Annotated in this window: 21 protein-coding genes; 7 read left to right on the forward strand and 14 right to left on the reverse strand. The window is 70.1% G+C overall.

Going from position 1 to position 21,705, the window contains the following annotated elements; translation table 11 throughout:
* Positions 1–295: 295 nt before the first annotated feature.
* The 6 genes from ACO0M4_RS18815 to ACO0M4_RS18840 all read right to left on the reverse strand — a co-directional run bounded on the left by ACO0M4_RS18815 (position 296) and on the right by ACO0M4_RS18840 (position 6,863).
* On the reverse strand, positions 296–1,435 hold the full coding sequence (locus ACO0M4_RS18815) for a pyridoxal-phosphate-dependent aminotransferase family protein (RefSeq protein ID WP_430371836.1): 1,140 nt from the start codon (positions 1,433–1,435) through the stop codon (positions 296–298).
* A 177-nt stretch (positions 1,436–1,612) separates the two neighbouring features.
* Entirely contained in the window at positions 1,613–2,971 is a 1,359-nt protein-coding gene (locus ACO0M4_RS18820) for a serine hydrolase domain-containing protein (RefSeq protein ID WP_430373848.1), read from the reverse strand.
* 409 nt (positions 2,972–3,380) lie between these two features.
* Positions 3,381–4,073, reverse strand: coding sequence for a hypothetical protein (locus ACO0M4_RS18825; RefSeq protein ID WP_430371837.1), 693 nt, complete (start codon positions 4,071–4,073; stop codon positions 3,381–3,383).
* A gap of 106 nt (positions 4,074–4,179) precedes the next feature.
* A complete protein-coding gene (locus ACO0M4_RS18830) occupies positions 4,180–5,325 on the reverse strand; it encodes a MerR family transcriptional regulator (RefSeq protein WP_430371838.1) in 1,146 nt (381 codons plus the stop codon).
* A gap of 86 nt (positions 5,326–5,411) precedes the next feature.
* The gene (locus ACO0M4_RS18835) at positions 5,412–6,194 is read right to left on the reverse strand and encodes an oxidoreductase (RefSeq protein ID WP_430371840.1); all 783 of its coding nucleotides are present in this window, start codon (positions 6,192–6,194) and stop codon (positions 5,412–5,414) included.
* 90 nt (positions 6,195–6,284) lie between these two features.
* Positions 6,285–6,863 carry a TetR/AcrR family transcriptional regulator gene (locus ACO0M4_RS18840; protein ID WP_430371841.1) on the reverse strand — a complete coding sequence of 193 codons (579 nt, stop codon included), beginning with the start codon at positions 6,861–6,863 and terminating at the stop codon, positions 6,285–6,287.
* Between the two features lie 354 nt (positions 6,864–7,217).
* Between ACO0M4_RS18840 and ACO0M4_RS18845 the strand changes: the two genes are divergently transcribed.
* Positions 7,218–8,294 (forward strand): hypothetical protein, encoded by a 1,077-nt coding sequence (locus ACO0M4_RS18845; protein WP_430371842.1) that lies wholly within the window; start codon positions 7,218–7,220, stop codon positions 8,292–8,294.
* 343 nt (positions 8,295–8,637) lie between these two features.
* On the opposite strand, the gene ACO0M4_RS18850 is transcribed toward ACO0M4_RS18845, so the two are convergent.
* Positions 8,638–9,564, reverse strand: coding sequence for an NmrA family NAD(P)-binding protein (locus ACO0M4_RS18850; protein ID WP_430371843.1), 927 nt, complete (start codon positions 9,562–9,564; stop codon positions 8,638–8,640).
* A complete protein-coding gene (locus tag ACO0M4_RS18855) occupies positions 9,561–10,385 on the reverse strand; it encodes a polysaccharide deacetylase family protein (RefSeq protein WP_430371844.1) in 825 nt (274 codons plus the stop codon). The genes ACO0M4_RS18850 and ACO0M4_RS18855 overlap by 4 nt, the downstream gene beginning before the upstream one ends.
* Positions 10,386–10,473: 88 nt before the next feature.
* Between ACO0M4_RS18855 and ACO0M4_RS18860 the strand changes: the two genes are divergently transcribed.
* Positions 10,474–10,866, forward strand: a complete 393-nt coding sequence (locus ACO0M4_RS18860; RefSeq protein WP_430371845.1) for a winged helix-turn-helix transcriptional regulator — start codon at positions 10,474–10,476, stop codon at positions 10,864–10,866.
* Positions 10,867–11,071: 205 nt separating this feature from the next.
* Here the strand turns inward: ACO0M4_RS18860 and dnaB are convergent, their stop codons facing one another.
* Positions 11,072–12,532: a replicative DNA helicase gene (gene dnaB, locus ACO0M4_RS18865; protein ID WP_430373849.1), complete on the reverse strand. Its 1,461-nt coding sequence runs from the start codon at positions 12,530–12,532 to the stop codon at positions 11,072–11,074.
* 477 nt (positions 12,533–13,009) lie between these two features.
* Here dnaB and ACO0M4_RS18870 point away from each other — a divergent pair, with 477 nt between their 5' ends.
* On the forward strand, positions 13,010–14,350 hold the full coding sequence (locus ACO0M4_RS18870; protein ID WP_430371846.1) for an MATE family efflux transporter: 1,341 nt from the start codon (positions 13,010–13,012) through the stop codon (positions 14,348–14,350).
* Positions 14,351–14,438: 88 nt separating this feature from the next.
* A complete protein-coding gene (locus tag ACO0M4_RS18875) occupies positions 14,439–15,257 on the forward strand; it encodes a trypsin-like serine peptidase (RefSeq protein WP_430371848.1) in 819 nt (272 codons plus the stop codon).
* A gap of 85 nt (positions 15,258–15,342) precedes the next feature.
* On the opposite strand, the gene rplI is transcribed toward ACO0M4_RS18875, so the two are convergent.
* From rplI to rpsF, 4 genes are all read right to left on the reverse strand, one after another.
* Positions 15,343–15,789, reverse strand: coding sequence for a 50S ribosomal protein L9 (gene rplI / locus ACO0M4_RS18880; protein ID WP_390010892.1), 447 nt, complete (start codon positions 15,787–15,789; stop codon positions 15,343–15,345).
* Positions 15,790–15,807: 18 nt separating this feature from the next.
* A complete protein-coding gene (gene rpsR, locus ACO0M4_RS18885) occupies positions 15,808–16,044 on the reverse strand; it encodes a 30S ribosomal protein S18 (RefSeq protein ID WP_018838794.1) in 237 nt (78 codons plus the stop codon).
* Positions 16,045–16,173: 129 nt separating this feature from the next.
* Positions 16,174–16,782: a single-stranded DNA-binding protein gene (locus tag ACO0M4_RS18890; protein ID WP_430371850.1), complete on the reverse strand. Its 609-nt coding sequence runs from the start codon at positions 16,780–16,782 to the stop codon at positions 16,174–16,176.
* Between the two features lie 82 nt (positions 16,783–16,864).
* Entirely contained in the window at positions 16,865–17,155 is a 291-nt protein-coding gene (gene rpsF, locus ACO0M4_RS18895) for a 30S ribosomal protein S6 (RefSeq protein ID WP_018542659.1), read from the reverse strand.
* A gap of 230 nt (positions 17,156–17,385) precedes the next feature.
* On the opposite strand from rpsF, the gene ACO0M4_RS18900 reads away from it, so the two are divergent.
* The 3 genes from ACO0M4_RS18900 to ACO0M4_RS18910 all read left to right on the forward strand — a co-directional run bounded on the left by ACO0M4_RS18900 (position 17,386) and on the right by ACO0M4_RS18910 (position 20,047).
* Positions 17,386–17,703 (forward strand): hypothetical protein, encoded by a 318-nt coding sequence (locus ACO0M4_RS18900; RefSeq protein WP_430371852.1) that lies wholly within the window; start codon positions 17,386–17,388, stop codon positions 17,701–17,703.
* Positions 17,704–17,832: 129 nt separating this feature from the next.
* On the forward strand, positions 17,833–18,951 hold the full coding sequence (locus ACO0M4_RS18905) for a lipid II:glycine glycyltransferase FemX (RefSeq protein WP_430371853.1): 1,119 nt from the start codon (positions 17,833–17,835) through the stop codon (positions 18,949–18,951).
* A gap of 64 nt (positions 18,952–19,015) precedes the next feature.
* Positions 19,016–20,047, forward strand: a complete 1,032-nt coding sequence (locus ACO0M4_RS18910) for an alanine racemase (RefSeq protein WP_430371854.1) — start codon at positions 19,016–19,018, stop codon at positions 20,045–20,047.
* Between the two features lie 89 nt (positions 20,048–20,136).
* On the opposite strand, the gene ACO0M4_RS18915 is transcribed toward ACO0M4_RS18910, so the two are convergent.
* Positions 20,137–21,618 carry a glycosyltransferase family 87 protein gene (locus ACO0M4_RS18915; RefSeq protein WP_430371856.1) on the reverse strand — a complete coding sequence of 494 codons (1,482 nt, stop codon included), beginning with the start codon at positions 21,616–21,618 and terminating at the stop codon, positions 20,137–20,139.
* Between the last annotated feature and the right edge of the window lie 87 nt (positions 21,619–21,705).

Here is a 21,705-nt window from a genome sequence, read left to right on the forward strand (position 1 = left end):
GCAAAGGGGCGGTGGGGCACGGGGGTAGTGGGGCGAGGAGTCGGGGACAACGGTGCGGGGCACCCGGGCGGGAGGCACCGAACACGCCGCTCTCCGCAGCCCCGCCGTCCGCAGTCCGCAGTCCGCGGTCTCGCGGTCCGTCCTCGGCCCCCCGTCTCCGTCCTCTGCACCCGGCACCCGGCAGCAAAAAGGGTGTGGTCTGTTTCACGTGAAACAGACCACACCCGTGGCACTCCTGTCGAGGGTGCGTCCAACGGCCGAGGACGCCTCCGACGGGTCAGCGCACCCGCACGACTCAGGCCGCGGCGAGGGCCTCATCCCATGCCGCGCCGGCCGCCGCAGCCGCCGCGTCCTCGTCGACCGCCACCCCCAGCGCCCGCAGGCCGGCCGCCAACGCCGCCAGCGAGGCCAGCACCACCGCACGGTCCGCGGCCCGCCCGTAGTGGTTCACCCTGATCATCTCCGCTGACAGGGCACCGGCGGCGGCCTGTACCGGAACCGCACCGTCGGCGGAGAGCGCGGCGGACACCACCTCACGGGCGTCCACCCCCGCCGGCGCGCGGAGCGTGGTGGCGGCCGGCGCCGCGTGCTCGTCCCGGATCACATACGGCACCGGGCCGCCGAGCACCGCGACACCCGCCCGAACCGCCGCGGCGGCCGCCCGGTGGCGGGCGATGACCACCTCCAGCCCTTCCATCTCGATCCGGTCCACGGCCTGCTCCAGCGCCAGCATCTCCAGCTGTGCCGGGGCGTGCGGAAGAGCGGTGCGCCCGGCGTCGATCCAGCGCTCCTTCCAGTCCAGCAGCGAGAGGTACGAGCGACGCGGCGCCTGCTCATTGGCAGCGATGCGCTCCCAGGCGCGGGCGCTGACGGACACCGCGGAGACCCCGGCCGGTCCGGCCAGCGCCTTCTGGCCGCCGATGACGCACAGGTCCACTCCCCATGCGTCGGTGAGCAGCGGCTCGGCCCCCACCGAGGCGACCGCGTCGAGCATCAGCAGCGCCCCGTGCTCACGCACCACCGCGCCGATCTCGGCGACGGGGTTGGTGTTGCCGGTCGCCGCCTCGGCATGCACCAGGCTCACGAAGTCGATCTCGGGGTGCTCGCGCAGCGCGTCCGCCACCTGCTCGGGGGTGACCGCACCGGTGAACGGCGCGCTGATGGTGACGACCTCGGCGCCGCAGGAACGCAGCCAGCCACCGAACGTCTCGCCGTAGGGGCCGGTGACGATGTTGAGGGCGGTGCTGCCGGGCCGGACGGCCGAGCGGATGCACGCCTCCAGGGGCAGCAGCGCCTCGCCCTGCGTCGTGACGACATCGCAGCGGGTGCGCATCAGCGCCGCGACCTTGTCCTCGATGCGCGCGAAACGGGCGGCGTCGAGCGGAGGCAGGTCGAGCAGAACCGGGGTGTCGGCGTTCGCAGTCACGGCAGTCACAGTGGCCTTCCAGCGGTAGCGAGCCGCGCACTGCGGCGGCTCCTGACATCTCGCTCGACTGTACGTCCGCCCGCAACACCCCCGCCGGACAGGCCCGAGCGCTCGCTCTGGCCTCGACTCGCCCGCCACGGGGGACCCGACCCACGCGGGCCCCCGCTTCCGTACGTCACATCCCGGTCAGACTCCCCGCCAGCCCTCGGGGTCCACTCCGCCGGGCACCGGACCGGCGGGCTCGTAGGGCCCCCGGGTGAAGACGAAGGTCCCCAGGTCGAGGTGGGTGACCGTACCGTCCGGTGCCCGAACCACCCGCAGTGTCTCGCCCGCGTAGTAGCCGTCCAGCCCGGTCCAGGTGCCGTCGGCCGCGGCCTGGAAGCGCGAGCTGCGGCCGTTGCCGGACAGCGAGACCAGTTCCAGTCCCCGCGCGCACGTCAGCCGCAGCGCGAACGGGCTCGCGCCCCAGTACCAGGGTCCGGTCAGGGCCAGCAGGTCCTCGTCCACCGCCCCCGGAAACGGTCGCCACGGCTCCGGGATCCGCGGCTCGTGATGGGCCACGATCTCCAGAAAGTCGGCGGCCACCGCGCCGATCGGGACTCCGGAGGTGCAGTTCGCCAGCGCGAGCGCGGCCGTGTCCTCCGCCGGATCGGCCCACAGCACCGCCAGGAATCCCGGCATCGACCCGGTGTGGCCAACCAGCAGGCGCCCACTCCGCCAGACCAGCTGCGTCCCCAGGCCGTAGCCCGTGTCCCAGCCATCGCCCTCCGGCGGCACCGCGGGGGTCTGCATCTCGGTCAGGCTCGCCCCGCTCAACACCCGCTCGTCGCCCCGCAGTAGGAACACCGCCCACCGGCACAGGTCCTCCGTCGTGGACCACAGCTGCCCCGCCGGCCCCATCAGCCCGGTGTCGTGCGCGGGTTCCGGCAGCATCACGTCGGCCCAGGGATGGACCGCCCAGCCGCCCGCATGCGGCATCTCCGGCCGCACCGTCGTCCGAGCCATGCCCAGCGGCTCCAGCACCTCGCCCCGCAGCACCTCGCCCCATGGCACCCCGTCCCGCAGCCGCTCGACCAGCGCCCCGAGCACCGCAAAGCCAGGGTTGGAGTAGTGGTGCCGCCGCCCCGCCGGGTGCAGCCGCGGACGCTCACCGAACAGATCGGCCGGCTCGGGCCGAAGCTCACCGGCGGTCCGCTCCCACCACGGCCCACGGGACTCGGCCGCCAACCCCGCACTGTGTGACAGAAGTTGGGCGATCGTCACCTCGGGTGCCGGGACGTCCTTCAGGTGAGCCCCGATGGGATCGTCCAGCTTCAGCAGCCCCTCGTCCCGCAGCCGAAGCACCAGCACGGCCACGAAGTTCTTGGTCAGCGAGCCGATCCGGTACTGCACATCGCCGTGCGGCACCTCCCCGTCCACCGAACTCCGGGCCCCCGTCCAGACCACCTCGCCACCGCGGACGACCGCGCCCATCATCGACGGCGCCCGCCCCTCGGCCTGTGCGACCGCCAGCCGCCGCAGCAACGCCCGTCGCGTCTGCGGCATCAACTCCACATATTCCTCGGCGGAATCGACGGCGACGCCACCACGCGGGACCACCTCATGCGCCCCGCCCTCACTCGACTCGGGCTCTTGCGACTGCGCAGACTCCACGACCGTCATGACGCTCCTCAACGCGACTTCCCACCCGGCAGAACCAGCTCAGCCGGCCCATGGCAGCGGCGAGCAACCACCCACCGCGCCGCCATCCTGCCCCGGCCGCTACCACCGGCGCCTCCATGTTTCACGTGAAACGGCCACCACGCGCTTCACCCGGCATGCCACGACTCGCCCTCACCGCCGGGCACGGTTTCACGTGAAACAACGGCACCCTGCTCAGCCCGTCGTTCCACGTGAAACAACACCCTCTGCCAGCCCGTCGTTTCACGTGAAACATCCGCACGCTCAACCCCCGTCACGACATGGCCACTGCCCCCATCGCCCGCTCCACCGCGGCCTGTTCCTCCTCAGGGAGCCAGCGCGCCGCATGCACCATGTGCAGCGCGCTCCGCAGGCGCACCCGGTCCTCGTCCGTCCCGAGGTACCCCAGATACGCCGGAAGCGTCAGCCCCAGCGCCTTGAGGTCGCCCCGCTCGCACCACGCCGCGAACAGCTCCCGCACCGGCCCCTCGACGCCCTCGTCGAAGCGCCCTCGCGCCGCGGCTCCCTCATCCCCTTCGGCGGCCGCGGCGGCCGCGGTGTCCCGCAGCCCCTCCGCGATCGCGCACCGGTTCCAGTCGCCGTACTGCCCCTCGGGCGCATCGGCCACCCGCTCCGCCGCCAGCACGAAGTACCGGTGGGCGGAGGCAAGTCGACCGAGTTCCCGGTACGCGTTCCCCATGTTCACGTACAGCGACGGATAGAAGCCCTGCACCCGTTCGTCCCCGACCAGGTCGGCCCGGTCCAGGCACTCCTGATTCCAGCGCAGCGTCTCCGCGGGCGAGCTCTGGTGTCGCGCGAGATAGTGCGCCGCGATGCACGCCTCGTAGTCGTCGCGGGCCCCCTCCCACGCCTGCTGGAAGAGTTCCCGCGCCGCCTCGGCACGTCCCTCCGCCTCGGCCTGCATGCCGGCCACGCACAGCCGCACCATCGGCAGTTCCGGATCCATCCGCCGCTTTCTCCCTCAGTCACCGGTCGCGCCCGTCCTCCGGGCCTCCGTACCGTTTCCGCTTCCGCGCCGTGCCGCTCCGGCCGCGGCTCTCTTCCGCCAGCCCTCAGCGGCCCCGTACCGGCATCACCACCGTCGTGAAACTCCCCTGGTCCGCGGAGCGGACGACGACCGGCTGGTCCGCTCTCGCGATCTCCAGCAGCGCATCGGGCCCCACCCCGGCCTCCAGCACCGGCACCAGGACCGCCGGGTCGAAGGCGATCCGCAGCCCGGGCCCGGTACGTACCGCCCGCAGCCGGACGGGTCCGGTCTCCCCGCCCGACACCTCCAGCACTCCTTCTGCGGTGCCGTCCGCTGCCGTCCCGACCGTCAGCGACACCACCGCGCCGCCCCGGGCCGCCACCGCGTCCCGCAGCCCGACCCGATCCACGATCACCCGGTGCCGCACGGCCGCCAGCCCCGCCAGCATCAGCCGGTAGTCCGGGAACTCCCCCGGCTCGCCCACTCCGGCCTTCCCGTCGCCCGGCGCCCCCGCGTCCCAGCGCTCCGCTCCGCTCCGCAGCCGCACCCGCGCGACACCCGAGGCGTCCGCCGCGGCCGGGAATTCCACCTCGACCGCCAGCTGTCGCACCGCCCACTCCGCCATCCGACATGCGGTGTCCGCCGTGAGCAGTACCCGCCGCGGACCGCCCTCGCAGACCTCCGGGCGCAGCACCCGCACCGCAAGGCGGTAGCGATCGGTGGCCACCAACCGCACTTCCCCGTCGACGAGTTCGAGCAGTACGCACCCCAGCACCGAGTGTTCCCCGACCGTCGCACCGACCGCCGCCGCGGGCCCCACCTGCCGCACCGCGCTGGCGAGTTCCGGCCCGTCCACCCGCGCCCACGCGGTACCGCCGCGGTACGCCGGCTCCCCGGACGCCTCCCGCAGAAAGCCCTCCACCACGGCCCGTGCCTCGTCCGCCGCCCGCAGGGTCCGCTCCAAGTGGGCCCGCAGCACGTTCCGGGCCATGTCCTCGGGACCGTCGAGCACGGTCTCGACGTCCACCAACGGCAGCCCCGCGGCCCGCAGGTGGCGCAGCCGTACCGCCCGCGCCAGCTGGCCGGCCCCATAGCGCCGGTATCCCGTGGCGGCGTCCACCCGGTCCGGCCGCAGCACCCCGCAGTCGTCGTAGAAGCGCAGCGCGCTCGGCGTCAGGCCCGCCCGCCGGGCGAACGCGCCGATGCTCAGGAGTTCCCCGTCGTCGTCCATGGCCGCGATTCTCGGACTTCGACCAACCTGAAGGTCAAACCGTCCGCCGGGGCGGCCGCCCCGGCGCCGCCCACCGGACCACCACGTCAGAGCGTCTTGACCGTGCCACCGTCGATGACGTAGTCCGCACCCGTGATGTTCCCGGCCACGTCGGAGAGCAGGAAGGTGATCAGCGCCGCCACCTCCCGCGGCTCGGTGATCCGCCCGCTGGTGATGCCGAACGCCTCCGGGATCTGCTGGAGGAACGCCGCGTGCTCCGCCCCGGCGCTCGCCGCCACCTTGCCGCCGAAGCCCTCCGGGTCCTCCCAGAGGGCGGTCCGCACGATGCCCGGCGAGACGGTGTTGATGCGTACGCCCTGCGGACCGAACTCCTCGGCCAGCGACTTCCCGAGGGCGGCCAGGGCCGCCTTGGCCGCGCTGTAGGCGACCGGGCCGGCGGCGGGCAGCCGGGAGTTGATGGACGACACGTTGACGATCGCGCCGCGGCGCTCGATCAGGCTGGGCAACGCGGCCCGGCTGGCGCGGACCGCGCTCAGCAGGTTGAGATCGAAGACGGCGCCCCACTGGGCGTCGTCGGTGTCCAGGAATCCGGCGAGCTCCACGGCGTCCCCGGCGCCGACGTTGTTCACCAGCAGGTCGATGCCACCCAGCTCCGCGAAGGCACTGTCCATCAGGGCGGCCACGCCGTCGACGGTGCTCAGGTCGGCGGAGACCGCGAAGGCGCCGGCCTCCTTGAGTTCCGGGGTGATGGTGCGGGCCGCCCCGACGACCCGTACCCCCTCGTCGATCAACGCGCGGACGGTGGCCAGTCCGATCCCGCGGCTGGCGCCGGTGACCACGGCGGTCTTGTCGGTGAGGTTGAGCTGCATGACACTCCGATCCTGAATCCAGTTCTTGAACTTTAGGTACAAAATTTGGGCAGCACGCATCCACCGCCCAGCCCGGGAAATCCCAGCAGGTCAGAGGCCGTCGATCGTCGCGTCGATCACCCTGGAGAGCCGCTCCGGCCCCTCGGCAACCCGCCCCAACAGCCGGAGCCCGACGACCGTGGCCAGCAACAGGCTCCCCATCGCCCGCGCATCGCGGTCGGGCGCGATCTCGCCGGCCCGCTGCCCCTCCTCGATCAGCGCACGGAACGCCTCTTCGGTCCGGTCGAACATCCGCCGCACCAGCTCGGTCGCGATCTCGTCCGCCCCCGCGAGCTCCGCCGCGGCATTGACGGCCAGACAGCCGCGGCGGTCCGGATCGGCGAGATCCATCTCCACCAGGAGGTGCAGCACGTCGCGCAACCGGTCCTTCACCGGCCCGGTGCCCCCCACCATCTCGACCAGGGCCTGCGCCTGACCGTCCCGGTAGCGGACCAGCGCCCGCTCGAACAGCCCGTGCTTGCTGCCGAAGGTGTTGTAGAGACTGCCCTTGCCGATGCCGAGCGCATCCACCAGGTCCTGCGGCGTCGTGGCGGCGTACCCCTTGCGCCAGAACACCTGCATGGCCTGCTCGACGGCGGCGTCCGGATCGAACTGCTTCGGCCTTCCCATGTCCGAGACTGTAGCACTTTTCTTGACCTACAGGTCAAGAAAAGCCGGGCAGCGTCCGCACCCGGCGGTGCAAAGTCGATGAACCCACCCGAACCGCGGCGGCGGTGACCATGGGTGGGGATACCCCCCTGCTCAAGCAGGGGGCCCGTCCCAATGCACCGAGCGTGCCGGAAACGACAGAGTCCAGGCATGAACTCCTCTCGGCTCACTGGAAGATCAGCAAAGCGCGCCGCTCTCGCCCTGGTGTGCGCCGCGACCTTACTGGCGGCGACCGGGTGCGGCGACAAACAGTCTGCTTCCCCGCCTGTCACCCCCGCCGCTGCCCAACAAGCGGCACGCGGTTCGGTGGTCTCCGTGACCCCCGTGGCGGACCTGGACGCCAAGGAGGTCGCGGCCCGCCTGACGAAGACAGGGATCAATGCGGCACAGGTCCGCTACGGCGTACGGGCCCACCGGATCGTGTACCGCACCGTCGACACCACCGGAAAACCCACCACGGCCAGCGAACTGGTCGCCATGCCGAAGAACAGCGAACGCGACCTTCGTGTCGTGTCCTGGCTGCACGGCACCGAGGTGTACCGGGGAGAGGTGGGCTCGGTGAACGACGAATCCCACGACCGGACCACGGCGTTCCTGTTCGCCTCGACCGGCCGCGCGGTCTCCGCCCCCGACTACCTCGGCCTGGGAAAGGGCCCCGGAATCCATCCGTACGGGAACCCGGAGGCGACCGTCACCGCTTCGGTGGACGCGTTGCGGGCGGCCCGAACGTTCGCCCGCCGGGACGGCCGCGGCCTCGACCGGCGCGTACTCATCAGCGGGTTCTCGCAGGGTGGACCCGCCACGATGATGCTCGGGAAGGCCCTGCACCAGCGCGTCGACCCGTACTTCCGAACGGGCGCCCTCGCCCCGATCTCCGGCCCGTTCGACCTGAGCAGTTTCGAGGCCGCCGCGGCAAACGACAAGGTCAACCGGTCATCGCTCTACCTCGCGTATTTCGTGACTGCATGGCAGCGGATGTACGGCCTCTACGACACCCCGGACCAGGCATTCCGCGCCCCTTACGACAAGTCGGTGGAGACGCTCTTCGACGGTAACCACAAGGCGGAGCAGCTCGCGGCCGCACTGCCGAAGACCTCGAAGGAACTGTTCACCAAGGAGTTCCTCCAGAAGGTGCGCAACCCCACGGGGAAGCTGCAACGGCAACTGAAGGTGCTGGACAGCACCTGCGACTGGCGGCCCGAAGTCCCGGTGCACCTCTTTCACGCCCGGGGCGACAAGGACGTCTTCTTTACGAACGCCCAGCACTGCCGGCGTCAGCTGATTGCCAACGGGGCCGACCAACAGCTCACTGATGTAGGGGAGTTCGACCACTCCACCACAGTCCTCAAGGCCCTGCCCCAGGTGGTGCACGAGTTCGACGCCGCCCGCTGAACCAGTCCGCGACCGGGCGGCGGCCAAAACGAGAGCCACCCCATGGCCGAAGCCGAACGCCGACACTCGACGCGTGGCCACAGCGAGAACCTGCCACCACGCACAGGACCAAGTGGCCATCCGACAGCGTCAATGCGACAGGGCACGGTGTCCTGTCGCGGCACGTCTGGCGGGTGGCAGGTTCGATGCCGTCATGATCGGTCTCAAACTCGTGGCATCTTCCTCAGCTGGCCCTTGGTGTGTGTCACGCCAGGTTTGCCAGATCTCAGGCCAGCGTCGGCCCCGGTCCGGAGCGACGAGCCCTGTCGTGCGGGCCCGCGTTCGGACTTGACGCGGTGGGTGGTCATCCCGTCCATCCGGTGTGGTGCAGCCAGTCCTCGAAGGTCATCAAGTCGGGGTGCAGGCGGCGCAGGAGGTCGATGTCCCGGTCTCGGGCGTAGAGATCACGGTCGGCGAAGAACTGGAACATCGCCGCGTAGTCGTGGCTGAAGTCGGGGACGGCGGCTCGCAGGTCGTCGTGCGGCATCGGGACGTAGGCGCTGGGGGTGCCCGTGACCTGGGTGAAGGTGGCGGCGATCTCGTCGCCGGTGAGGCTGTCGCCGATCACCGCGAGGTCGCGGGCGCCCCAGGACTGCCAGTTGTCGAACATGTGGCCGGCGAACCAGGCGATGTCGTCGAGGGCGACGAGCGGGTAGCGGGCGGCGCCGAGGGGGAGCCTGAAGGTCAGGCCGCCCCGGCCGTCCAGTCGGGGGGTGAGTCGGTCCCGCAGGTTCTCGAAGTACGGCGCCGTGGTCAGTACCGAGACGTGGTCCGTGTACCAGCCGTCGGTCTCCTTTCGGAGCATTTCCTCCGACCGCATCAGGCCGATGTGGGCGGCGACGGCGGCTTTGCTGTCGAAGTGCGGGACGGGGTGGCCGGTCAGGGACACCGCGCTGTCCAACGAGGACCAGATGAAACGCTCCACGCCGGCCCGCTCCGCGGCGGCCAGCAAGTGCAGCCCTTGCCGATACTCACCCACGGCGCTGCCCGTCGCGAAGAAGTCAGTGTTGGCGAACACGCGGTCGGCCTGCCCGATCAGGACCTCTAGGGCCGCCAAGTCGGAGCGGACCAGTCGCACGCGGTCGGGCGCGGTGGCGGCGAGTTCGGTGGCGTGGGCGGACTCCGGGTGGCGGGTGGGGACGGTGATGGTGGCGTCGGTGGTGGCCAACAGGTGTGGGATCACGTGGCTGCCCATGGCTCCGGTGCCGCCGACGACGAGGACGTGGGTCATGGCGTTCTTCCCTGGTGTGCCAGAACGTGTTCGGCCACCTGGGCGTGGGTGGCAACCCAGACGTCGCCGGACTCACGGAGGTGGTCGAGGATCTGGCCGACCATGCCCGCGAGGAGCGGTCGGCCTCCGACGTGGGCGTGGACGGTCAGGCGGAAGACGCCTGGGCCGGGGGCGGCGAGCATCTGGTCCAGTAGCTCACGGTGCAGGTCGCGGTAGACGTACGGGCCGGCCGCAGCGTCGCGGACGTCGGAGTAGTCGCTGTGCATGAGGGAGACCAGAGGACCGTGAGCGGTGGACAGGACCTGCGGGAGGTCGTGGTCGCCGTGGTCGCCGGTCCAGCGGTAGCCGGCCTCGGCGAGCAGGCCGGCAGTGTGCCTCGAACCGGTGGCGCGTGGGCTCATCCACCCCGTCGGGCGAACGCCGGTGACTCGGCGAAGGATGTCGGTGCAACGACGGATATTGGTCCGCTCGGCATCGACATCGAGCAGCGCGGGCACCACGTCCTGGGCCCAGGAGTGTGCGGCGATCTCGTGACCCGCCTCGTGCACCGCCATGACGGTCTCGGGGTGCCGCTCGGCCACCAGTCCATTGACGCCGACGGTGGCGGGCAGGTCACCGAGGACGTCGAGCAACCGCCAGATGCCGGTGGTGACGCCGTAGTCCGCCCAGGAGGTGCTGTGCGTGTCGTCGATGCCGGACAGCGGCCACGCCGCGGCCATCGGCGCGTAGGCGGGCCAGTGCCCTGGCGACCACAGCTCCAACGCGACGGTGACCAGCGCGACGACCTTCCGCCCGCCCGGCCAGTCGGTACCTGCGCTCATTCGGTCCCCCTGCTCGGTAGCTTCCGCCGTGGACGCTAGTGAGGCGGTAGGTACCTCCAAGTTCCTGGCAGCGGGCTACCGTCGGGGCATGCGTGAGTACTCCGGCAGCGTCTTCCTCGCCGACTGCCCGGCTCGGCTGGCGATCGAGATCATCGCCGACAAGTGGGCGGTGGTCGTGCTGTTCGCGTTGAGCCGGGAACCGTGCAGGCACGGCGAGTTGGTCGACCTCATCGGCGGAATCTCGCGGAAAGTGCTGACCCAGACGCTGCGGCGGTTGCAGGGGTACGGCCTGGTCGACCGCCACGCCGAGGCCGGGAAGGTCGAATACGTGCTGACAGACTTGGGCCGGACGCTGGTGAGGCCGATCGCCGTGCTGACTGAGTGGGCTCACGAGCACGGCGCGGCCGTGGTGGAATTCCAAGAGTCCGAAACGGACCAGGTTTCCTCGGCCTCCCCCGCACGTCCCGCCACCGCCGTTTGAGCGCAGCCGGTGCTCGGCACGGAATGCGGGCGATAGTCGGCGACGCATGACCGGCTGCTCGGCGCGGGGCCGGACCAGAATCACCGTCACCCGAAAAGAGCGAAAGCTCCGACCAGTGAGTCCCACCACGCCGGCATGAGTGCCACGGTCGTGCCACCGCGACTGAGACTGTGCCGCGAAATCCGAGACCCTACAGGTCACCGGCTCAGGTCTGCGCCATGTCCACGAAGCGCGAGTAGTGCCCCTGGAAGGCCACCGTGATCGTCGCGGTGGGACCGTTACGGTGCTTCGCCACGATCAGGTCGGCCTCACCGGCCCGTGGCGACTCCTTCTCGTAGGCGTCCTCGCGGTGCAGCAGGATGACCATGTCGGCGTCCTGCTCGATGGACCCGGATTCACGCAGGTCCGAGACCATCGGCTTCTTGTCCGTACGCTGCTCGGGGCCACGGTTCAGCTGCGAGAGCGCGATGACCGGAAGCTCCAGTTCCTTGGCCAGCAGCTTGAGGTTTCGGGACATGTCCGAGACCTCCTGCTGACGGCTCTCGGCCCGCTTGGAACCGCCGGACTGCATCAGCTGGAGATAGTCGATGACCACCAGCTTCAGTTCGTTCCGCTGCTTCAGCCGGCGGCATTTGGCGCGGATCTCCATCATCGAGAGGTTCGGCGAATCGTCGATGTAGAGGGGCGCGGCCGAGACGTCCGGCATCCGGCGCGCCAGCCGCGTCCAGTCGTCGTCCGTCATGCTGCCGGAACGCATGTGGTGCAGCGCCACCCGGGCCTCGGCGGACAGCAGACGCATCGCGATCTCGTTGCGCCCCATTTCCAGCGAGAAGATCACGCTCGGCAGGTTGTTCTTGATCGAGCAGGCCCGCGCGAAGTCCAGCGCGAGCGTCGACTTACCCATGGCCGGACGGGCCGCGATCACGATCATCTGGCCCGGGTGCAGGCCGTTGGTCAGCGCGTCGAGATCGGTGAAGCCCGTCGGCACACCGGTCATCTGACCCTGCCGCGAGCCGATCGCCTCGATCTCGTCGAGCGCGCCCTCCATGATCTCGCCGAGCGGCAGATAGTCCTCGCTGGTCCGCTGCTCGGTGACGGCGTAGATCTCCGCCTGGGCCTTGTTGACGATCTCGTCGACGTCGCCGTCCGCCGCGTATCCCATCTGCGTGATCCGGGTGCCGGCCTCCACGAGGCGGCGCAGCACGGCCCGCTCGTGGACGATCTCGGCGTAGTACTCGGCGTTGGCGGCCGTCGGTACCGACTGGACCAGGGTGTGCAGATACGAGGCGCCGCCGACCCGGCCGATCTCACCGCGCTTGGTGAGCTCCGCCGCGATGGTGATCGGGTCGGCCGGCTCGCCCTTGGCGTACAGGTCGAGGATCGCCTGGAAGATCAGCTCGTGGGCGGGGCGGTAGAAGTCGTCGCCCTTGAGGACCTCGACGACGTCCGCGATGGCGTCCTTGGACAGCAGCATGCCGCCGAGCACGGACTGCTCGGCATCGAGGTCCTGCGGCGGGACCCGCTCGAAGCCACCGGACCAGGAACCACCGCCGTCGTCGTCGCGCTCCGGACGGTCGCCGCGCCCCCGGCCCTTGCCGTCGCTCCGGCGGGAGCGGGCGGCCGGCAGCAGGTCGCTGGGACCGGAGTCCGCCCAGGGGTCCTCCATGGGCTCGGGAATACTCACCCCGGCACCTCCTCCCGTCCGCGAGGCGGACCTTGCTGTGCGGTTCTTTCTTACGGCACAGCGCTGACAATCGAGACGCCCGACTCCGGTTACGGCGCGTCGAGTTCGGACGGGTCTCATGGTCGGAACAGGCGGCGGGTGCCGGACCACGGTAGGCCCGCGAGCACCGTCCGCCAATCTGGTTATCCACAGGCCGTGTGGATGACCGCCTCATAGCTGTGGAGAAGTCCCCTCATCCTGTGCACGGGCCGGGGGAAACTTCTGTGGACAAGCACACAATCACGCCATCCACACCCCTCTGACCTGGGCTTTTCTCGTCCATAGGCTGTGGGAGAGAAAAACTTCGGCAACCTGTTCATGATCGCCGCAAACAGCACACAGAAGGCACCTCCCCACAGCGGAAAGTAAGGAGCACAAGACAGTTGCATCTCTTACCTGTGGACGATTAGATTGCCCCTCATGACACAGGCCCCCGCGACGCCACGGCGCACCCTCCGCCACCATGACCGCGAGATCATCGCGCTGGCGCTGCCCGCCTTCGGTGCCCTGGTCGCGGAACCGCTGTTCGTCATGGTCGACAGCGCCGTCATCGGCCACCTCGGCACCCGCCAGCTCGCCGGACTCGGCGTCGCCGCCGCCCTCCTCACCACCGCCGTCTCCGTCTTCGTCTTCCTCGCCTACGCCACCACCGCCGCGGTCGCCCGCCGGGTCGGCGCCGGCGACCTCCCCTCCGCGATACGCCAGGGCATGGACGGCATCTGGCTCGCCCTGCTCCTCGGCGCGGCCGTCATCGTCGTCGTCCTCCCCACCGCACCCTGGCTCGTCGAAGCCTTCGGCGCCTCCCCGGCCGCCGCCCCGTACGCCACGACCTACCTGCGCATCAGCGCGCTCGGCATCCCCGCGATGCTGGTCGTCCTGGCCGCCACCGGGGTCCTCCGCGGCCTCCAGGACACCCGAACTCCGCTGTACGTCGCCGTCGGCGGCTTCACCGCCAACGCCGCCCTCAACGTCGGACTGGTCTACCTCGCCGGACTCGGCATCGCCGGCTCCGCCTGGGGCACCGTCATCGCCCAGTGCGGCATGGCCGCGGTCTATCTCGCTGTGGTGGTCCGCGGTGCCCGCCACCATGGTGCCTCACTGCGCCCGGACGCCGCCGGGATCCGGGCCTGCGCCCAGGCCGGCGTCCCGCTGCTGATCCGCACGCTCTCGCTGCGTGCGGTGCTGATGATCGCCACCGCGGTCGCCGCCCGGCTCGGCGACGCCGAGATCGCCGCCCACCAGATCGTCCTGTCCCTCTGGCAGCTCCTGGCCTTCGCGCTGGACGCCATCGCCATCGCCGGCCAGGCCATCATCGGGCGTTACCTCGGCGCCGGAGACCGTGCCGGCGCCGGCGCCGCCTGCCGCCGCATGGTCCAGTGGGGCATCGCCTCCGGCATCGCCCTCGGCGTGCTGGTGGTGCTCGCCCGGCCGCTGTTCATCCCCCTCTTCACCACCGACCCCGCCGTCCGGACCCCGCTGCTCACCACTCTTCTGGTCGTCGCGATCACCCAACCGGTCGCCGGCATCGTCTTCATCCTCGACGGGGTCCTCATGGGGGCGGGGGACGGGCCTTATCTCGCCGGAGCGATGGTCGTGACGCTGGCCGTGTTCGCCCCTGCGGCCCTGGCCGTCCCCGCCCTCGGCGGGGACGGCCTGGTCGCCCTGTGGTGGGCGATGGCCCTGATGATGACCGTCCGGATGCTGACGCTGTGGCTGCGTACCCGCTCCGGCCGGTGGATTGTGACCGGGGCCTCCCGGTGAAGCACCTCCCGAATCCGGGCCCCATGCAGATAATGACCTTGTGCGCTCGCTTGCCAGGAAATCCGTCCTGCCCCTGACGCTCGTCATCGTGGGGGCAGCCGCAGTGGTGGGCTACGCAGCGGAGGAGACCCACCCGACCAGAGCCACCGGCGGCCACACCGGTTACGGCAAGTCCGGCGCGCCCGGCCAGGCGCCCCAGGACCAGGACCCCTCGGCCACCGCCCCGCCCCAGAACGGCAGCGCCTACACCCCGCGCAGGACCGAGGAGAACGGCCGGATCGGCGCGGTCTTCGAGAAGGACGACCACGGCGCCCACTTCTGCACCGCCAGCGTCGTGCAGAGCCCGGGCCGGAACATGCTGATCACCGCGGCCCACTGCGCCTTCGACGCCGACGCCGGGAAGCCGGTGGACGACCTGGTCTTCGCCCCCGACTACCGCAACGGCGACGAGCCCACCGGCCTGTGGAAGGTCAACAAGGTCGTGGTCGACGACCGCTGGGCCAAGTCGCAGGACGAGGACCTCGACGTCGCCTTCCTCACCCTCGACACCAAGGACGGCAAGGAGATCCAGGACGTCCTCGGCGGCAACACCCTCGGCATCGACCGCGGCTTCGACAACGAAGTCAAGATCACCGGCTATCCCACCAGCCGGGACACCCCGATCTCCTGCCAGAACCGCACCACGAAGTTCAGCGACACCCAGATGCGCATCCAGTGCACCGACTTCGAGGGCGGCACCAGCGGCAGCCCGTGGCTGGCCGACTACGACCCCAAGAGCCACACCGGCACGGTCATCGGCGTCCTCGGCGGCCACGAGGGCGGCGGCGACCAGGACGACGTCTCCTACGCCGCGTACTTCGACGAGGACGTCGCCAAACTCTACGAGCGTGCCCAGGACGAGGACTGACCCCCGCACCGCACCGCCCGCTCAACGCGAAGGGCCGTACCCCGTGACGGGGTACGGCCCTTCAGCGCTCTGCCGTGAACTGCGCTCAGGCGGCGATGACCTCGACGCCGAGCTTCGCAACGACCTCGGCGTGCAGACGCACGGAGACCTGGTGCGCGCCCAGGGTCTTGATCGGCGAACCGATCTCAACGCGGCGCTTGTCGACGTCCGGACCACCGGCAGCCTTGATCGCCGAGGCGACGTCGGCCGGGGTGACGGAGCCGAACAGGCGGCCCGCGTCGCCGGCACGAACGGCCAGCTTCACGTTGACGCCCTCAAGCCGGCCCTTGACCTCGTTGGCCTGCTCGATCGTGGCGATCTCGCGGATCTTGCGACCGCGGCGGATCTGCGCAACGTCCTTCTCGCCACCCTTGGTCCAGCGGATCGCGAAACCACGCGGAACCAGGTAGTTACGGGCGTACCCGTCCTTGACGTCCACGACGTCACCGGCGGTGCCGAGGCCAGAGACCTCGTGGGTGAGGATGATCTTCATGAGTCGGTCACCCTTCCCTTATCGCGCGGTGGACGTGTAGGGCAGCAGCGCCATCTCACGGCTGTTCTTCACGGCCGTGGCGACGTCACGCTGGTGCTGAGTGCAGTTACCGGTGACCCGGCGGGCACGGATCTTGCCGCGGTCGGAAATGAACTTCCGCAGCAGGTTCGTGTCCTTGTAGTCGACGTAGGAGATCTTCTCCTTGCAGAACACGCAAACCTTCTTCTTAGGCTTGCGCGGAGGCGGCTTCGCCATTGTCTCTCTCCAGTTGAGTTCAAGAAGTATGTGCTGACGCCCTCAGGCCCCAGGCCGTCCTCCGACCTCGTTTCACGTGAAACGAGCCGTTTCACGTGAAACACCGACGGAGGAACGCATCGCCCGGACCTAGAAGGGCGGCTCGTCCGAGTAGCCGCCGCCGGAGCCGCCGCCCCAGCCACCGCCGCCGCCTTGGCCACCCTGGCCGCCCTGGCCACCGCCAGAAGGACCACCGGTCGCCCACGGGTCGTCGGCCGGAGCGCCGCCGCCCTGCTGACCGCCGCCGGGGCCACCGCCCCAGCCGCCGCCACCCTGGCCACCGCCCTGACCGCCGCCCTGGCCACCGCCGAAGCCGCCGCCCTGGCCACCACGACCGCTGGTCTTGGCGACCTTCGCTGTGGCGTTGCGCAGGCTCGCGCCCACTTCCTCGACGTCGAGCTCGTAGACCGTGCGCTTCACACCCTCGCGATCCTCGTAAGACCGCTGCTTGAGACGGCCCTGGACGATCACGCGGGTACCCCGCGTAAGGGACTCGGCGACGTTCTCCGCCGCCTGACGCCACACCGAGCAGGTCAGGAACAGGCTCTCGCCGTCCTTCCACTCATTGGTCTGGCGGTCGAAGGTGCGGGGAGTGGACGCGACGCGGAACTTCGCGACCGCCGCACCGGACGGGGTGAAGCGCAGCTCGGGGTCGTCGACAAGATTGCCGACAACCGTGATGACGGTCTCGCCTGCCATTAGGGGAACCTCTCGGCGGGTGTGCTGCTGGCTGCTGGTGTTGCTGCTACTCGAACCCGGTTACCGCTGGACGCGTACGCGCTCAGTGGGTCTCGGGACGGAGGACCTTGGTCCGAAGAACCGACTCGTTCAGGTTCATCTGACGGTCGAGCTCCTTGACGACCGCAGGCTCGGCCTGCAGGTCGATGACCGAGTAGATACCCTCGGGCTTCTTGTTGATCTCGTACGAGAGACGACGACGGCCCCAGGTGTCGACCTTCTCAACCTTCCCGTTGCCCTCGCGGACGACGGAGAGGAAGTTCTCGATCAGGGGGGCGACAGCGCGCTCCTCAAGATCGGGGTCGAGGATGACCATCACCTCGTAGTGACGCATGGTGAACCCACCTCCTTTGGACTCAGCGGCCACGGTCGTTCCGTGGCAGGAGGGTCGTGATGCGTTTCCGCGCCCGGCCCGCCGGAGTATCCGGACAGACATGTGCGCAGACCGTACAGAGTACCTGCCTCCGTGCTTCCGGTTGAAATCCGCCCGCCGGACCCCCCAATCTGGAACACAACGGGTGTGAGCGGCGTTACAGTGCGCCGCCCTGTCAGTGGAGGTGCCGTATGGCACAGGCAGTACGGACCCAACGGAATCTGCTCGCGCTTCTCAACAGCGACGGCCAATCCCATCCCGTAGAGAACACTCTCGCGGTCGTGACCTTGGTGCTCGGCGCGATTGCCGCCCTCACCGCGTTCTCGCCCACCCTGCACCTGGTCAGTTCCTGGGTGGGCCTGATCGGAATCGGAACGGGCCTGTGGGGCCAGTACATCTCCTCGACAACGGCTGAACGCTTCCTGCTGATCATCGGACTCGGTGCATCGGCCGTCGGCTTCTACATCGGCCTGGCGCACGGCGGTCTCTTCGGCGGCGTGATCGGCTAGCCCGCTGCGCTGCGGCATACGGGGCCCGGCCCCGTACGGCCCAGACGGGGTGCTCCCCGGTCACAGTAGGCTTCGGCGCGAGAGCCGGAGCCCCGACCATGGGGACACACCAGCCGAGGAGCGCCCCGCATGAGCCTGACCCTGAGGACCATCAGCCGAGAGCAGCATCTGGCATACATCCAGAGCCTGCCCGCGGCGAGCCACATGCAGGTCCCGGCCTGGGCTGACGTGAAGGCCGAGTGGCGGTCCGAGAGCCTGGGCTGGTTCGACGCGTCCGGCGAGCTGGTCGGCGCCGGGTTGGTCCTGTACCGCCAGCTGCCCAAGATCAAGCGGTACCTGGCGTACCTCCCCGAGGGCCCGGTCATCAACTGGTACGCGCCGAATCTTGAAGAGTGGCTGCGGCCGATGCTCAGCCACCTCAAGCAGCAGGGTGCCTTCTCCGTGAAGATGGGCCCGCCGGTCATCATCCGCCGCTGGGACTCCACGGCGATCAAGTCGGGCATCCAGAGCCCCGACGTCAAGCGGCTGCGGGACGTCGAGGCCAGCCACATCGAACCGCGCGCCTTCGAGGTCGCCGACCGGCTGCGCCGCATGGGCTGGCAGCAGGGCGAGGACGGCGGCGCCGGCTTCGGCGATGTGCAGCCCCGCTACGTCTTCCAGGTGCCGCTGGCCAACCGCGCGCTGGAGGACGTCCACAAGGGCTTCAACCAGCTGTGGCGCCGCAACATCAAGAAGGCCGAGAAGGCCGGCGTCGAGGTCGTCCAGGGCGGCTACGAGGACCTGGCCGAATGGCAGCGGCTCTACGAGATCACCGCGAAGCGCGACCAGTTCCGGCCGCGCCCGCTCGGCTACTTCCAGCGCATGTGGTCCGCCCTCAACTCCGAGGACCCCAACCGCATGCGGCTCTACTTCGCCCGCCACAACGGGGTGAACCTCTCCGCCGCGACCATGCTCGTCGTCGGTGGGCACGTCTGGTACTCGTACGGCGCCTCGGACAACATCGGCCGCGAGGTCCGGCCCTCCAACGCGATGCAGTGGCGGATGCTGCAGGACTCCTACGCGCTCGGCGCCTCCGTCTACGACCTCCGCGGCATCAGCGACTCGCTGGACGAGAACGACCACCTCTTCGGCCTGATCCAGTTCAAGGTCGGCACCGGCGGGCAGGCGGCGGAGTACCTCGGCGAGTGGGACTTCCCGCTCAACAAGTTCCTGCACAAGGCGCTCGACATCTACATGTCGCGCCGCTGACCGCTCCACCGCACCGTCCGTACTCCTGACACACCCCAGCCACGAGAAAGGTTCCGGGCCGGCCATGGCGCTCACCCTCTACGTCGACACCGCGCGCTGGCGGGCGCATCAACAGAGCGTTCTCCAGCAGTTCCCCGGGCTGGTCCCGGTCTGCAAAGGCAACGGCTACGGCTTCGGCCACGAGCGCCTCGCCGAGGAGGCCACCCGGCTCGGTTCCGACATCCTCGCGGTCGGCACCACCTACGAAGCGGCCCAGATCAAGGACTTCTTCAGCGGCGATCTGCTGGTCCTGACCCCGTTCCGGCACGGCGAGGAGCCGGTGCCGCTGCCCGACCGGGCGATCCGCTCGGTCTCCTCGGTGGAGGGCGTGGGCGGGCTGGTCGGCGCCCGGGTCGTCATCGAGGTCATGAGCAGCATGAAGCGGCACGGCGTCAAGCCGGAGGACCTGCCGAAGCTGGCCGCGGCCATCGAGGACGTCCGGCTGGAGGGGTTCGCGATCCACCTGCCGCTGGACCGCGCCGACGGCTCCGACTCGGTCGACGAGGTCATCCGGTGGATGGACCAGCTGCGCGCCGCCCGTCTCCCGCTGCACACCATGTTCGTCAGCCACCTCAAGCCCGACGAATTCACCCGCCTCCAGCAGCAGTTCCCGCAGACCCGCTTCCGCGCACGGATCGGGACGCGGCTCTGGCTCGGCGACCACGACGCCACCGAATACCGCGGCTCGGTGCTCGACGTCACCCGCGTCGCCAAGGGCGACCGGTTCGGCTACCGCCAGCAGAAGGCGGCCTCCGACGGTTACCTCGTCGTGGTGGCCGGCGGCACCTCGCACGGCGTCGGCCTGGAGTCCCCCAAGGCGCTGCACGGGGTGATGCCGCGCGCCAAGGGCGTGGCCCGCGCCGGTCTGGCGACCGTCAACCGCAATCTCGCGCCGTACGTCTGGTCCGGTAAGCAGCGCTGGTTCGCCGAGCCCCCGCACATGCAGGTGTCGATCCTGTTCGTCCCGGCGGACGCCCCCGAGCCCAAGGTGGGCGAGGAACTGGTGGCCCACCTGCGGCACACCACCACGCAGTACGACCGCCTCGTGGACCGCTGAGCCACCCGGCCCGGCACTCACCAACGCCAGGGCCCGGTGCTGCGGGAGGTTCCGCGGCACCGGGCCCTGGCGCGTTTCCGCCGCGACACTCAGTCCTGTACGACGCCCCAGCGCACCCGTGGCGCCCCCTCGAAGTGCACCGCGTGCCGCGGCTCGTGGGGTGCCCGCCCGAGCACGAACACATCGGGACTCCGGTCCAGGACGCCCCCCGAGGGGTCGTCGTCGCCGTCCTTGCGGACCACATCGCGCTCCGGCATCAGGATGTCCCGGACGACCACGGCGCACAGATAGAGCGTGCCGAGGAGGTGCAGCGCGATGGCCAGTTGGTAGCCCTCGGGCGGCAGTCCCTGATGCTTGTCGCCGTTGCCGGTGTAGGCCAGGTACATCCAGATCCCCAGGAAATACATCACCTCGCACGCCTGCCAGATCAGGAAGTCCCGCCAGCGCGGCCGGGCCAACGCCGCCAGCGGGACCAGCCACAGGACGTACTGCGGCGAGTAGACCTTGTTGGTCAGGATGAATAGCGCCACGACGAGGAAGGCGAGCTGCGCGAAGCGCGGTCGGCGCGGTGCGTACAGGGTCAGCAGCGCGAGGGCGCCGCAGCCGAGGATCATCAGGAGCGACGCGTAGAGGTTGGCGTTCTCCAGAGGGTTGCCGGTCCGCTGTGAGATCAGCAGCCAGACCGAACCAAAGTCGATGGGCCGCTCCTGGCTGAAGGTGTAGAACTTCGCCCAGCCCTCCCGGAGGTGGAACCCGGACGCATCGTGGGCGATCATCACCGGCAGATTCACCACCAGCCAGGACACCACCGCGCCGAGGACGGCCCGCCCGTACGCGCGCCAGGTCCCCGCCCGCCAGCACAGCACCAGCAGCGGCCCCAGCAGCAGCACCGGGTAGAGCTTCGCCGCGGTCGCCAACCCGATCAGGACACCGGCCGCCAGCGGACGGCTGCGTGACCACAGCAGCATCCCCGCGGCGGTCAGCGCTACCGCCAGCAGGTCCCAGTTGATGGTGGCGGTCAGCGCGAAGGCGGGCGCCAGGGCCACCAGCAGTCCGTCCCAAGGACGCCGCCGGTGAGTACGGGCCACGCATACCGCGATGACCGCCGCGCAGACCATCAGCATGCCGGCGTTGGCCAGCCAGTAGATCTGTTCCCGGTCCTGGATCGGCCCGGCGTGCGGCGTCAGCCAGGAGGCGACCTCCATGAAGAGCCCGGTCAGCACCGGGTACTCCAGGTACTGCATATCGCCGGGCAGCTTGTCGAAGTACGGGATCAGCCCGTCGGCGAATCCCCGGCCGGAGTAGAGGTGGGGGATGTCCGAGTAGCAGGCGTGCACGTACTGGCTGGTGGCGCCGAAGAACCAGCCGCCGTTGTAGCAGGGCAGCTTCTGCACCATGCCGAGCGCGAACATGCCGATGGCGACGAGCGCGATGACCCGCACCGGCGTCAGCCAGTGCGCCCCGAGCAGCGCGCGCCGGCCGAGCGGGCCACCGATCAGCTCGCTGCCGGCCGCGGCCACCTCATCCCGTCGCGTCTGCCGTACGGGCTCGTCCTGTCGCAGGCTCGTCATGGCCCCATCCTGCCGTACACACCGGGGACGAACGCGACGAAGCCCCCACCCGGTCGCTCCGGGTCGGGGGCTTCGTGGAGCCATGTT

This window comes from Streptomyces sp. RGM 3693, assembly GCF_050471125.1.
Classification (GTDB): domain Bacteria; phylum Actinomycetota; class Actinomycetes; order Streptomycetales; family Streptomycetaceae; genus Streptomyces.

What these genes read in the sequence shown, in the direction of transcription:
- ACO0M4_RS18820 (WP_430373848.1), bottom strand. Translation starts at nt 2,971, where the DNA reads ATGCCGCAGACGCGACGGGCGTTGCTGCGGCGGCTGGCGGTCGCACAG.
- ACO0M4_RS18825 (WP_430371837.1), bottom strand. Translation starts at nt 4,073, where the DNA reads ATGGATCCGGAACTGCCGATGGTGCGGCTGTGCGTGGCCGGCATGCAG.
- ACO0M4_RS18830 (WP_430371838.1), bottom strand. Translation starts at nt 5,325, where the DNA reads ATGGACGACGACGGGGAACTCCTGAGCATCGGCGCGTTCGCCCGGCGG.
- ACO0M4_RS18835 (WP_430371840.1), bottom strand. Translation starts at nt 6,194, where the DNA reads ATGCAGCTCAACCTCACCGACAAGACCGCCGTGGTCACCGGCGCCAGC.
- ACO0M4_RS18840 (WP_430371841.1), bottom strand. Translation starts at nt 6,863, where the DNA reads ATGGGAAGGCCGAAGCAGTTCGATCCGGACGCCGCCGTCGAGCAGGCC.
- ACO0M4_RS18850 (WP_430371843.1), bottom strand. Translation starts at nt 9,564, where the DNA reads ATGACCCACGTCCTCGTCGTCGGCGGCACCGGAGCCATGGGCAGCCAC.
- ACO0M4_RS18855 (WP_430371844.1), bottom strand. Translation starts at nt 10,385, where the DNA reads ATGAGCGCAGGTACCGACTGGCCGGGCGGGCGGAAGGTCGTCGCGCTG.
- ACO0M4_RS18860 (WP_430371845.1), top strand. Translation starts at nt 10,474, where the DNA reads ATGCGTGAGTACTCCGGCAGCGTCTTCCTCGCCGACTGCCCGGCTCGG.
- dnaB (WP_430373849.1), bottom strand. Translation starts at nt 12,532, where the DNA reads ATGGAGGACCCCTGGGCGGACTCCGGTCCCAGCGACCTGCTGCCGGCC.
- ACO0M4_RS18870 (WP_430371846.1), top strand. Translation starts at nt 13,010, where the DNA reads ATGACACAGGCCCCCGCGACGCCACGGCGCACCCTCCGCCACCATGAC.
- rplI (WP_390010892.1), bottom strand. Translation starts at nt 15,789, where the DNA reads ATGAAGATCATCCTCACCCACGAGGTCTCTGGCCTCGGCACCGCCGGT.
- rpsR (WP_018838794.1), bottom strand. Translation starts at nt 16,044, where the DNA reads ATGGCGAAGCCGCCTCCGCGCAAGCCTAAGAAGAAGGTTTGCGTGTTC.
- ACO0M4_RS18890 (WP_430371850.1), bottom strand. Translation starts at nt 16,782, where the DNA reads ATGGCAGGCGAGACCGTCATCACGGTTGTCGGCAATCTTGTCGACGAC.
- rpsF (WP_018542659.1), bottom strand. Translation starts at nt 17,155, where the DNA reads ATGCGTCACTACGAGGTGATGGTCATCCTCGACCCCGATCTTGAGGAG.
- ACO0M4_RS18900 (WP_430371852.1), top strand. Translation starts at nt 17,386, where the DNA reads ATGGCACAGGCAGTACGGACCCAACGGAATCTGCTCGCGCTTCTCAAC.
- ACO0M4_RS18905 (WP_430371853.1), top strand. Translation starts at nt 17,833, where the DNA reads ATGAGCCTGACCCTGAGGACCATCAGCCGAGAGCAGCATCTGGCATAC.
- ACO0M4_RS18910 (WP_430371854.1), top strand. Translation starts at nt 19,016, where the DNA reads ATGGCGCTCACCCTCTACGTCGACACCGCGCGCTGGCGGGCGCATCAA.
- ACO0M4_RS18915 (WP_430371856.1), bottom strand. Translation starts at nt 21,618, where the DNA reads ATGACGAGCCTGCGACAGGACGAGCCCGTACGGCAGACGCGACGGGAT.